The following is a 12,242-nucleotide window of genomic DNA, read 5'->3' as shown; positions in this document are numbered from 1 at the left end:
GAAACACCCCCACGTGCGTGGGGAAGACCAGGATGCTTATGATGGGAGAATTAAATATATAGAAACACCCCCACGTGCGTGGGGAAGACTCTGATTCGCGAACCGCTAAACAAAGGTCGCCAGAAACACCCCCACGTGCGTGGGGAAGACCAGGTAATGTATAGAGCCAGAGCACTATATGAAGAAACACCCCCACGTGCGTGGGGAAGACAGCCCTGACCGGTTAAAGTCAGGGCTTGATTGAGAAACACCCCCACGTGCGTGGGGAAGACCCTAATGTCGTAATCAGTATGCCCAGCCAGCTAGAAACACCCCCACGTGCGTGGGGAAGACAACCCAGTTTCAAGCTGCTCACGAACAGCAATGGAAACACCCCCACGTGCGTGGGGAAGACAGCAATCCGCACAGGATCCCCTCGACCCACTTGGAAACACCCCCACGTGCGTGGGGAAGACCACCTTTAGCTGCTCGCCGCCGCCTTTCTCATGGAAACACCCCCACGTGCGTGGGGAAGACGTGAATGTCAGCATCGAGAACTGGCCGTGCTTAGAAACACCCCCACGTGCGTGGGGAAGACGTGGCATATCTGGTGCCATGAAACGAGCCGCTGGAAACACCCCCACGTGCGTGGGGAAGACCCAGGCTTTGTGTTAGCTAAGCGCAACATAGCAGAAACACCCCCACGTGCGTGGGGAAGACAAGAAAAGAAAATACCCGCCCCGATCAAACCCAGAAACACCCCCACGTGCGTGGGGAAGACTCCCGTTTAAACAACTCAATCAATGCAGTCGTGGAAACACCCCCACGTGCGTGGGGAAGACCTGAAATCGGCCCGGAAAGGATTTGTGGATCGGGAAACACCCCCACGTGCGTGGGGAAGACCCAAGATTCAAGGCGAATGCCATCGTAAATAAGGAAACACCCCCACGTGCGTGGGGAAGACAATCCGCCGCCAGAAGGGGTGGAGGTAGTGATAGAAACACCCCCACGTGCGTGGGGAAGACCTCAGCACGTACAGTGAATAGGGCTGGCTGAAGGAAACACCCCCACGTGCGTGGGGAAGACTCGGCATAAACCACGCCCGATTCACCGTGACGAGAAACACCCCCACGTGCGTGGGGAAGACTATGCGGCGCCGATGCACCAATGGCCGCGATTAGAAACACCCCCACGTGCGTGGGGAAGACCCGCTGACATTCAGCACCGCAAGGCCATCGGCGGAAACACCCCCACGTGCGTGGGGAAGACGGACGCCAAATGATAAGCATTGAGCCTTTGTTAGAAACACCCCCACGTGCGTGGGGAAGACTCCCCTTGATTTGCATATGTCTGCGCCAAATCGGAAACACCCCCACGTGCGTGGGGAAGACGCACCATGCCAACCGCGCCGCGCTCACGTTTTAGAAACACCCCCACGTGCGTGGGGAAGACAGTTTTCGATCTCAGACTCTGGCAGGTGGTAAGGAAACACCCCCACGTGCGTGGGGAAGACTCTGTGGTAATTTGCTGGTAATCTGTTGGTACTTGGAAACACCCCCACGTGCGTGGGGAAGACCTTGTTGATCATCTACTTGTGCGGCATCACACGGAAACACCCCCACGTGCGTGGGGAAGACTCGACAAGTCAGACGCTAAATGGTGCTCAATCAGAAACACCCCCACGTGCGTGGGGAAGACGCCTGTACCGTGGCGGAACGCTCATCAACTCGGGAAACACCCCCACGTGCGTGGGGAAGACGGTCTTTTTCGTCCTCCACTAACTCGTCAGTTGGAAACACCCCCACGTGCGTGGGGAAGACATGGACTCAGGATTATAGGTCGATGCCCTGACGGAAACACCCCCACGTGCGTGGGGAAGACGCATCATCAATACTTTGACACCGTCCAACATGAGAAACACCCCCACGTGCGTGGGGAAGACCGCTTTCCCCAATAAGCGACCAAGCCTCATCAAGAAACACCCCCACGTGCGTGGGGAAGACGCCCGCAGTACGCCGAAGCCAGGGAGCAGCAGGGAAACACCCCCACGTGCGTGGGGAAGACTGTCTAACTGGATGGGATCGGATGACTATGAAAGAAACACCCCCACGTGCGTGGGGAAGACGGTTTCATTTTTGCTTAACCTTATCCGCCATCGGAAACACCCCCACGTGCGTGGGGAAGACGCTACATTTCCAACCATATCTGATGCGCTGAGAGAAACACCCCCACGTGCGTGGGGAAGACTGCAAACAGAAAAATATACCGATCAGCAAGGCGGAAACACCCCCACGTGCGTGGGGAAGACCACACCGCATCGGATCAAAAAACAGAGACACTAGAAACACCCCCACGTGCGTGGGGAAGACATTACGAACCCATTAGCGACGGTACGCAGACCGGAAACACCCCCACGTGCGTGGGGAAGACGCCCAGAGCTCACAGGCATACGCTGTCGAATCGGAAACACCCCCACGTGCGTGGGGAAGACAATTAATTTATCACCCTGGTAGCGGTCTTCGCAGAAACACCCCCACGTGCGTGGGGAAGACTAGGTTTTTTACGTGCATTAGTGTACGTCAGTAGAAACACCCCCACGTGCGTGGGGAAGACCTTGGCGTGGTCGCCACTGCAATGACAAAGGCGGAAACACCCCCACGTGCGTGGGGAAGACATACTCATTCAGGAAATATAACGGGACTTCATAGAAACACCCCCACGTGCGTGGGGAAGACACCAATATATTGTGAAAGAGCGGTAATTAAAACACTATATTTGTGGATTATGAGGATTTCAGGGTTTCGATAATAAGTTGTAATCCACTGATATTAATGATCGGTTTCCTCACCTCTCCTTTGTAACGAATTTCGTAACCTGGCGGTTGAGGAATACTTCTAAACAGCATAAGACCAGACTCTGCTGGCGAATACTGCATCAAATAATCAACCACTGTTTGTGCGACAGAATCTTTCACACCCGATACGAACACATTCGGGCGAGGCTCTACGAACCAGAGTTTCATACGCCCACGAACTGCTGGTGGTAAGTCATTTGCGAGTACGACGAGCATATTTAACCCCCATCAACTCATTAACATCAGTTGTGATCTGATTGAGCAAATCAATGGCAATAACCCGCTTTCTGAATTCGTCGGAGACTTTGTGTTTATCATATCGGCCGGCCATTTCTCGAGAGAGAGAAAATGCCAAATCAATACACAGTTTTTCCTTGTAAAGGTCAGCTAAATCATACACAAACGGTAATGGACTGCCGGAATGAATAAATCCAATATGAGGAGAATATCCCATAGCGTGCACAGCCGAACATAATATGCCATAAAGCGCCGCATTGGTGGCGGTTAGCACTTGATTGGTTAAATCACTCAATTGAAACTTGCCTGGTGTGAACTGGCGTCCTTTCCAACCTACGCCATACTCTTCAGCTTTTTGCTGATACAACGCCCGTACCCGATTACCTTCCATCCCCATCATGCTGTTTAAACTCTTACCATCCAGTTCAGCATCGGGAAAACGTTTTGCAAACATCGTCCGGGCGATCTTAAGAGAAGACTCCTCATTACTGGCAAGAGCCATCTGTAATTTAAGATTGCGTGTATCAGCGGTGGGAAGAAAACCTGCAGCATAAAATAGCAGACTATCCTCTCCCACCCAGCAAACAGAGCAGTTAGCTGCAACTGCCGTTTTTATCGCTTCATGGGTCACTGAGGTGCCTGGGCCGAGTAGCAATGTGTTGATAGTTGCAACAGGTATCGGTACCACATTAGCCTCCGAGTCAACCCACTTAACGCTGCTGTCATCAATCTCTAATCGCCCACGTTCCAGATATAAGAAGGGATATTTGTCTTTTACCTGGGGCAATGATTCACGTGTCACCTTGACAAACAGTCGCTCTCCCTTAGCCATTAGCCGAACTCCAACAATGTCACCCGTCGATCCCGATAACGCTTATGCTGGCCGAACTGCACGGGGACATCGTTTAAGGTAATAATATCGCCGTCGGCTTCCCCCTCAATGACCGCGTAGCTAAGTAACCTCTGTTTTTTATCTGCCAACGTTTTCGCCTGTTGCCAGGCAGCGTCAGTGTCCTCAAATAAACCCTGATAAATCAGCTCAGTTGGTACACAACTTTTGCGGCCCAGATACAAATCCCACACTGGATTTTGCAAAACGTCAGATAATGATTCCGCTTGCGTCTGAGGTACCTCCAATACCACGGCGAAAGCCGAGTCCTGCAAGTAGTAGCGATAGGTCATTTTGGTACCGCCACCAACAGCCTTTTTTCCATCAGACGTTTTAGGTATCAACAGACTTTGCCAAGGGTCACTGTCGTCGTAGCCACTCCCAACCATCTGGAAGTCGCACAAGGCGGGCTCACGCAGATAGGGCTGACCTTTACCATCAGTGCGGGCGTAAGCCCGTACCTCCATGCTCAGGTTATTCATTTGTGCCAACCATTCGATTTCGGGGCCGCCAGCCCCGCGAGCGCAACAAAGCAGACCCAGGATGCCTGAGCGTGTTGGGAAGTTCAGTGTGTCACGCACCCCAAACTTTGAGTCATGCCCCCAGGCTTGCAACGGCCCTTCAAGCCACAGGAGCATATATTGGGTAGATTTGCTCATCGTTATCTCCCTTACAGGTGAGACTGTAGATCGGCAATCAGGCTATCGATGCTGTATTCAAGGTTATCACCCCATTGATAGTCCCCTTGTTTGCCAAACAGCGAGCCAGATAGCTTTTCTTTTTTGTCGAGCCAGGTGTTAAGTTCATCTTTGCTGGGACGGAGGAAACCTTCGCCTTTACTTTTGACTGGTTGTTCAAAAGAAGCTTGCAAGCGTTGCCCTTTACGCACCAATACGCGAGCGTATTCCCACGGGCAGGCACCAGATTGTGTTGTTTGACGTGCGCTTGGCACAGCGGCATACAACGCCTTTACAAAGGCATCTACGGCAGTCTTAAAGTCAGAGCCCTCTCCCAACGTCTGTTCCAATTGGCCCAGGTCAAGGCTCACATAACGGTAGTAAGTTGCTGAGTTGTATTCCAAACTACCCATATGTGCAGAACCACTTTCATCTTCTGTTTTACAATCATCTACTGCGGTAAAAAACTCTATTTCGTTGGTTACTTTATGAGTTGAAATAGCATGAGCGAAGGATGCCGCCGCCTCAACATTCATATCTGGTGCTTTGGCGACCATACGTCCAAACAACGCTATATCCAGAGCATCCAAGGTTTTGTTAACGACTTTTTTGGACACTTTTACCAGATCTTTATCTTTCAGCTTCGATACTTCAAAACCATTTTCTTGCGCATATATGGCAAATGCTTTGGCTTCAGATTCGCTCAGAAATAACAAAGTATCGTCAGAAAAAAATGCCGCCATAGCCTCACCACAATGGGCCGCTTGCTCTTCGCTGGCACCGAGTGCCAGACACTCATTGGTCAACATAGCGGCTATCTTTTTACTGCGGATACCCAGCCTAATACCAAAGTCCGGCATAGCAAGACGTACTTCTCGTTTCCAGCATTGAGATGAAACACGAGCACGTGGCACGCCGCCGATGATGGCTGACTTGGGTGCACCCACATCATCACGGTTAAGACAGGTCACTGGGAATGATTGCAGGATGTGGAATTCAATGCGGGTATTTTTGTATAGGTTAGTCATAACATTGTCCTTGTAAAAGATGCTTTAACAATCAGGCGAATGGGTTATCAATGATGGGCACTATTTGCAATAAGCCGCAGCCAAACGCGCGCCCCTTGCCAATGCCATTTTTAAAACTATTGTGAAATTGCTGCAGGTTGGTCACGGTGAGTTGCCCCTGAATATGAGCTTTGCCAAGTGTGACCTGGCGACCAACCTTGTCTTGGAATTGCAGTACTTCAATGGCATCAACCTGTAGGGTTTGAGAGTCCACCTCAAACCCCCAACTATTGGCGGCGCGCTGTATAAACCATTGTGCGATCTCAGCACGGCCTTTTACCGCAACACGTTTACCACTCTGTTTATCCTTGCGTACCGGGTTCACCTGCACCTTGAAGCGATAGCGTGAATGAGCCAAAAACGCATCAGCGATTGGCCTGCTTACCACTTTACCGTATTGCCCTTCTACCTGTGTTGTTGGTTCTCGGTTTGAAACAATCAACACTTTGCGGCTATAAAAGTCCCCCCCTTGATCGGCATAAACAATACCGCTTTGGATATGGCTGTGTTTTTCAGTTTCAGTACGCTCATCAGAAAATAGGCTGTATACCACTCGGTGTAACGAATAGGCATCGGTCATTTTCAACGCCTTAACAGCTGCACGATCGAGGTGTAAGGCACTGGCAAATAGTTCAGTCATGTGTGGGCTCCGTTGCTGCTCCGTCCACTTCGGCGGTGCGACGATAGAACTCTTGCGCCCAACGAGCTCTAATCTGCTCCTGCCTATTACCTGAGTACCACAGCAATTGATCCAACAACTGAGCGAAATCAGGTGTCACACCTCGGCTTATCATCAGCGAAAGCAATGGCCGCAAAATACGACAAGTTTCACTTGCACTGGTACAGGCCAGCAGGCGGCGCAGGCGTGCTTTAGCCTGATCAGACTGGTTCCCCTCGTCAAAGCAGGCGGCAATCGCTGCCCCCAAGGGTAACTTGCCATTCGCCGTGGGCTTAGCTTTTGCCAGGGCGGCACCCACGATGCAATAGGGTAGCCGCTCCCACTCTTTTTCCAGATCAACACCAAAATGAGCCAGTAATTCCCAGCTTTGATATTCGGTTGCTGGGTTGTCGGCACGTTTGAGCCGAGCGGCAAAGCCGTTGTCCTTGTTGATGCCATCAATCACATAGCTGACGAATCGGTCTGCCCGGGATAGTTTGGCAGAGGTGTGGATTGCAGTGTCTTCCTTTGGCTGATCCATATAGGTTTTCTCCTTAGTCAGCTTTTAAATATTTGGAAAAGTTAGGGCGTGCTTGAGCCCAAGCATCCATTTGACGGGCACTATCGTTTGGGCAGATTTTGTCAAATACTTGGATAGCGTAAGTAGCGAAGGTTTTGCGTAAAGACAATAGATCTTCTGGATTACTCCCTTTGCTAAAGCAAGCATGAATTAATTGCTGAGAATGGCGCTCACACAACTGCCACATCCTTTTCTCCGCAATTAAAGAAACGTCTTTGGCTCGTGTCTTTTTTCTTACATCTGTGGGTTTAGGGTCACCGACTTGGTGAAAATATCTTTCAACAGATTTTTTTAAGTAGGAAGTAGCGACGCTAAGTTCAGCTATTTCAAACTTATACTGCTCGGTTTCTATATTCCCTAAGTAATCAGTGTGGATATCAAAATAAGATTCTATAAATTCATCACGCTGTTTGACAGATTGATCACCAGAATTAGAGGTGACTTTTATTCCCCCAACCCATACAGTCAAAACTCTTGATTCTTTCTTGATGCGCCGTTTTACCCAATTTAAACCTACACACTCAACTCCATTCGATGATGAATATGATAACCATGATGATAAATCCCTCCAGGGTTTTTTATCAAGATTGACATAAATTGGCCTTGGCACAGCGTCAGATTGATTGATAAGTAGAGATGTTTCCAGCCAACCATCGGCAACTTTGGGATATTGAATTCCATCCATATAGTAAATATCTCCATCTTGCAGTAGAGCAAAACGGGATAAGGCAATAAGAGTTGCCATATACGTTTTTGAATACTTCTCGCTCGATACATCTGATTCTTTTTCAGGCATCGCCTCCCAAGGCGGATGGCCAACACCACTCCATACAACTCTTTCAGCAATTTGTTCCGTTGAGAAAAGATTAAACCAAATGGATTCAAGTAGTGTTTCAGTAAACCCAAAGCAGTGCAAGTTACCAACAAAACCGCCTAAACTTGGCCCTGCAGGTGCTGAATACTGAGCACTAAGTAATTTACCAGAAAGGTTTGTAATATTACTTTCAACTCTTTTTCCCCCAAAAGAAAAGTTCATTATCAATATAATAAACATCGCCAAATCCTGATTGTTAATATCTTGGGGGCTTAGGGTTTGAAAAAGAATGGTATTATTACCAGCCCATATATCAGGGTAATATCCAGCACCTATGGGCTTCGGTTTGCTAGAAGATTCAATCTCTAATATTTTTGATTTGGTATTAGCAAGTAAAATTTTTTCTGAGGCTCTCCTGTCTATTAAGGTTTTTATAGCAGGCATCTGTAAAAATGGCCGTTCACCATATAGAAAAAATCGGTCATGCCATTTCTCAAGATAGTTTAGACACTTATCCGCCATGCCCTGCCAGCCCATATGTTTCCAGTCATCGTCATCATCGGGTGTTGCAGCGGACTGAGCGATAGCTAATAACAATTTGGTGATGGCAATTTTCTGAACAGGGTTACCCCCTAAAGCACGTAATTGCGAGTTACTAAAGATCTCTTTCAGACTAACACGGCCCACATCCGCAACCGGTATCCAGGGCTCATCAATCAAGTTAAAGCGGTTTTCCATCGTTTATTCCTTATTGGAAATGGCACGGAAGCCAAGATCTTCACGGTATTCAAGCAGGTATTTATCACCAGCCGGGTAGCCATCCTGAGTGAGCAATTCTCCCGTTTTGCTGACGATGGCAATACGCAGCAAAGCTTCGTCGTCCTCTGGTCGGCCAAGATAAAACACCTCATTCAGGTGCAGTTTTTCCAGCTCATGTTTCGTGTTTTTGGGTGGGCAATAAGCCGGGTTGACTCGTACTAATTGCTGGTTAAGTGCTACAGCCAGTTTGCGCCACTCTGCCTTGGTCAGGCGATGGCGGCTATGCGGCAAGGTTAATTCGCTGCCATCAAGTAAACGGATATAGGTCGTTCCATCTTGTGAGCGTAAATTACACAGCAACAACAAATCATGGGTATCCTGGTCGCTGTAGCGAGTGTCCGCTTTGTGCTCAGGCAATGTTTTGCCACCTTTGGACAAAGTGAGTTTGGCGAGGGCTTGTTGGGCCTGCTCGCCAGTACGGAACCGGCTGCCGTTTTTCAATTCATGTAACAGGCTAGCCCATTGTGCGCTTTCCGTTCGCGCGGCATAAGTTTGATCAATTAAAGGGCGAATGCCTGATGGTAAGCAGACTGACTGCATATCTTTCCAGACTTCAAGGCTGCGGCACAACACATACGGCGAGTACACCATGGCGCTTTTGCCAAAAGCAGAGTGAGGATTCGCCAGTGCACACTCCAGCGTTGGGGCCAACAACCAGCATTCTGGTTTGGCGCTGGAATGACGTGGGGTATCTGCGTGCCGCCAAAGGCGGCCAAGACGCTGTAGCAACATATCGGTGGGTGCAAAGCGAGTTATCAGAAAGTCAGCATCAATGTCGAGTGACTGTTCCAGTACCTGTGTACCCACCAGAATGCGTCCACATTTTGCACGTTGGGACCATCCGGCCCGGCCATAGAGGTTTACCCAACGATCTTCGTTGATGGCACGGTGTTGGGGGGTAAAACGCGAATGAAGCAAGCCCGTTTCGCACCCCACCTGTATCGCACGACTGGCGATATCAAGATACCGCTGTTGTGCTTCAGCAACGGTGTTTTCAATCCATAAGACTTGTTGGCCCTGAGCTGCCCGTTTAAGTGCTTCTTCCAGTGCTTGTTCATTTTTATCGCACATTTGAAGTATTACTGGAGGATTGTCTACAGTCGGTACTCCTACTTCAACCAGCTGATTTTGTTCCCCCACCGCAGCTACAGTCGTAACCAGTGGGTAAGCTGTGCTGGTTGTAGCCTGTTGTAATAGTGCTTCACGTCGAGCCTGACTCAGGGTCGCACTGAGAATAATCACGGTGCAGTCTATCTGCCGCAGAAACGCCACCAGTTCGTTGAGAATAGTTCCCGTGTAGAGATCATAGCTATGCACTTCATCCAGGATGACGACCTTGCCAGCCAGACCAAAAGCTCTGACAAAACCATGTTTGACGTTCATAACCGCCATTAACGCCTGATCAATGGTGCCGACGGCAAATGGAGCCAGTAAGCCGCGCTTATTTTGGTTGAACCAAGAACCGCCAGGGCAGCCTTCTTCCCCTATTTCAGTATCCAGCAACCAGGCACCAGAGTGCAGCAACAAGCCCCGTTGTGGGGTTGCTGAACTAATGATTTGCTCCAAAAAGGCATTGAAGCGATCGTAAATCTTGTTGGAAGTTAATTGAGTTGGCAGCGCAAAATAAATACCCGTCGCTTTTTCCTGTGCCAATAACTGATAAGCGGCATACAAAGCAGCCTCGGTCTTTCCCATGCCCATCTGGGCTTCAAGAATATATACCCCTGGTCCCGATACCTGTTCCACAAACAATGATTGCGGCTCACGCAGTTGCATCGCTAGATTGATGGGATCAAAGACTTCAGCGAAAGAGAGTCCGTTGCGAATAATAGGCTTGATAAAACCAGCATCATTCAAGGCGGCCGTGATATTTGGCCGCCAATCTTCATCAGGGTTTTCAAAAAAACCACCAGAGCCAATCCAGTCAGAGACAGAAGTCAACCCAGCGACAACACGTGCCTGAGCTGCGGAATCAAACTTCGGCCAGTCCGATTGAAAGCATTCTTTTAGCGCGACCACCAGTTTTTTGCGTTCGTCAAACCAGTTGGGGCCGCCAAAGACATCTGCGTTGCCGCGTTTATCATCAACCGACGGGTTAAAACCATGGTGTTGACCGAGGATTTCGGCAACATATTTCGGTACTCCAAGATCTTCCGCTGTGGCCTGGCTGACTCCGGCATGTCCACCCCATTGTTGCTCTAGTTTGGGGTTTACTCCAGCCAACTCCGGCATCCTTGTGTAGTCGATACCGCAAGCTGAAAGGATCTTTGCCACAAAAGTCGGGCTGACCTTGCCGATATCATGACTGCCGGCTGCCATTTCACTCCCTTTCGGAAATAAACGGTATTGCATAGGTTGTGGGAAACGCGATATCAGTTGGCGAGCAACTTCACCTACAATCTGGCAGTGGCTCAGCACCGAACGCCCTTGAATCGAGGTTCCATCACTTAGCATCCGTGTTTTAGCCGGGCACTTTTCGAAGCAAATTGCAGAGATTATATTATCGGTTTGCGCAGGCGATTTTTTTAAGAATCTCACTATTAATCATCCTTACCTAAAGGCGTTTATCCACGGACGTTAAACTGATTTCATAAGACATAGCCAAATAAGATTTGTCATTGGAGTGAGAGCTTGCTACTAATAAAAACCCTTCACAATACTGTACAGAAATTCAGGTTAACTGAGATTACTAATCTATTACCTACACACTCACCAACTGTTAAAAAGCCATTGCTTGATGTCATCTCTGTTTACCAACACCAGTTGTTGAGCTTCGGGTTTTCCGTCAAGATATTTAGTGTTCACCTGCAATTCTTTCAGTAAGTAATCGGCAAGGGCTGCACGGGTTTTTATATGAAGTTGGTTATTTTCCATTTGGTAGTCGTTGGCGAGAACTTCTCGTTGGGCGAGAGTTAACCTCGGATCAGGTGATAGTATTAATGTGACATAGGTCTGCCAGGCTTCATCTTGAACGATGGAGTGGGGCGATGAACCTTCGATTGCTGCATTCTCACGGAACCGACTCAAAACAAGGTCACGAAATCCTTGAGATTTCTCACAATATCCACGGACATGGAAGCGGCTTCCCGCTTTGATAATGCTGTGTGGACTGAAAATCCGCCCCTCACTTTCGGGATTAGACAAGGATATATAGTTCACTTCTATTCGTAAGTGTTGATGAATAGCTTTCATTAAAGTCGTAATGACTTGACGTGGTACTTTGCGTTCAGGTAATTCAAGTCGAGTTACACAGGAATTGAGTAATCGGGGAGCCAATATAAAATAGCCGGTTTCAAGCCAGGCAAGAAAATCATCTAACCCACCATGAAAATATTGAGGCTGTTTATCATCAGCAAAGGCGTAATGTGCTTTATCTAGCTTAAGGAGGTGATTGGGGTGTAAATTTTGATAGTGAACAATGTCTTTGTAGGCCTGTTGTCGGGTTATGCTGAACTGATTTTCAAGATCTCTATTACGTACTTCTCCCATCCAAAAGGCCAGCATCTCCAAAAATGCGAATCGTTCGTGAGCTAGCTTGGCACTACTCATATGCCCTCCATGGAACATCGAACCTCATGCGAGGTCAACTACAGCATAACTGGTTATTATGCACTGTGAATAAGGCGAACTTTTGATTGCCATTAGAAACTGAATACACTTTTTATGAC

9 protein-coding genes and 1 CRISPR repeat array are annotated in these 12,242 nt (G+C 48.7%); all 9 genes read right to left on the bottom strand.

Annotated elements, in window-relative coordinates; genetic code table 11:
- Position 1: 1 nt before the first annotated feature.
- Positions 2-2,714: a CRISPR direct-repeat array (repeat unit 27 nt; unit sequence AAACACCCCCACGTGCGTGGGGAAGAC).
- 47 nt (positions 2,715-2,761) lie between these two features.
- The gene (gene cas2e / locus IO95_RS06900; RefSeq protein WP_023491387.1) at positions 2,762-3,049 is read right to left on the bottom strand and encodes a type I-E CRISPR-associated endoribonuclease Cas2e; all 288 of its coding nucleotides are present in this window, start codon (positions 3,047-3,049) and stop codon (positions 2,762-2,764) included.
- Complete coding sequence (gene cas1e, locus IO95_RS06895; protein ID WP_023491386.1) at positions 3,027-3,902, bottom strand: type I-E CRISPR-associated endonuclease Cas1e; 876 nt, start codon at positions 3,900-3,902, stop codon at positions 3,027-3,029. The genes cas2e and cas1e overlap by 23 nt, the downstream gene beginning before the upstream one ends.
- On the bottom strand, positions 3,902-4,618 hold the full coding sequence (cas5e, locus tag IO95_RS06890) for a type I-E CRISPR-associated protein Cas5/CasD (RefSeq protein ID WP_023491385.1): 717 nt from the start codon (positions 4,616-4,618) through the stop codon (positions 3,902-3,904). Before cas5e ends, cas1e begins: the two co-directional genes overlap by 1 nt.
- 11 nt (positions 4,619-4,629) lie before the next feature.
- The gene (gene cas7e / locus IO95_RS06885; RefSeq protein WP_023491384.1) at positions 4,630-5,664 is read right to left on the bottom strand and encodes a type I-E CRISPR-associated protein Cas7/Cse4/CasC; all 1,035 of its coding nucleotides are present in this window, start codon (positions 5,662-5,664) and stop codon (positions 4,630-4,632) included.
- Between the two features lie 31 nt (positions 5,665-5,695).
- The gene (gene cas6e, locus IO95_RS06880; RefSeq protein ID WP_023491382.1) at positions 5,696-6,343 is read right to left on the bottom strand and encodes a type I-E CRISPR-associated protein Cas6/Cse3/CasE; all 648 of its coding nucleotides are present in this window, start codon (positions 6,341-6,343) and stop codon (positions 5,696-5,698) included.
- The gene (gene casB / locus IO95_RS06875; RefSeq protein ID WP_023491380.1) at positions 6,336-6,902 is read right to left on the bottom strand and encodes a type I-E CRISPR-associated protein Cse2/CasB; all 567 of its coding nucleotides are present in this window, start codon (positions 6,900-6,902) and stop codon (positions 6,336-6,338) included. The genes cas6e and casB overlap by 8 nt, the downstream gene beginning before the upstream one ends.
- Before the next feature lie 13 nt (positions 6,903-6,915).
- Positions 6,916-8,493, bottom strand: a complete 1,578-nt coding sequence (casA, locus tag IO95_RS06870; protein WP_037384491.1) for a type I-E CRISPR-associated protein Cse1/CasA — start codon at positions 8,491-8,493, stop codon at positions 6,916-6,918.
- A gap of 3 nt (positions 8,494-8,496) precedes the next feature.
- Positions 8,497-11,028 carry a CRISPR-associated helicase Cas3' gene (cas3, locus tag IO95_RS06865; RefSeq protein ID WP_152554905.1) on the bottom strand — a complete coding sequence of 844 codons (2,532 nt, stop codon included), beginning with the start codon at positions 11,026-11,028 and terminating at the stop codon, positions 8,497-8,499.
- Positions 11,029-11,283: 255 nt separating this feature from the next.
- On the bottom strand, positions 11,284-12,123 hold the full coding sequence (locus tag IO95_RS06860) for a WYL domain-containing protein (protein WP_081878529.1): 840 nt from the start codon (positions 12,121-12,123) through the stop codon (positions 11,284-11,286).
- Between the last annotated feature and the right edge of the window lie 119 nt (positions 12,124-12,242).

The organism is Serratia sp. DD3 (genome assembly GCF_000496755.2).
This window is presented reverse-complemented; position numbering and strand designations above follow the sequence as displayed.

Bases quoted from the DNA above. Each gene is read 5' to 3' on its own strand.
- casA (WP_037384491.1), bottom strand. From the start codon at position 8,493: ATGGAAAACCGCTTTAACTTGATTGATGAGCCCTGGATACCGGTTGCG.
- IO95_RS06860 (WP_081878529.1), bottom strand. From the start codon at position 12,123: ATGAGTAGTGCCAAGCTAGCTCACGAACGATTCGCATTTTTGGAGATG.
- cas2e (WP_023491387.1), bottom strand. From the start codon at position 3,049: ATGCTCGTCGTACTCGCAAATGACTTACCACCAGCAGTTCGTGGGCGT.
- casB (WP_023491380.1), bottom strand. From the start codon at position 6,902: ATGGATCAGCCAAAGGAAGACACTGCAATCCACACCTCTGCCAAACTA.
- cas7e (WP_023491384.1), bottom strand. From the start codon at position 5,664: ATGACTAACCTATACAAAAATACCCGCATTGAATTCCACATCCTGCAA.
- cas5e (WP_023491385.1), bottom strand. From the start codon at position 4,618: ATGAGCAAATCTACCCAATATATGCTCCTGTGGCTTGAAGGGCCGTTG.
- cas1e (WP_023491386.1), bottom strand. From the start codon at position 3,902: ATGGCTAAGGGAGAGCGACTGTTTGTCAAGGTGACACGTGAATCATTG.
- cas6e (WP_023491382.1), bottom strand. From the start codon at position 6,343: ATGACTGAACTATTTGCCAGTGCCTTACACCTCGATCGTGCAGCTGTT.
- cas3 (WP_152554905.1), bottom strand. From the start codon at position 11,028: ATGCTAAGTGATGGAACCTCGATTCAAGGGCGTTCGGTGCTGAGCCAC.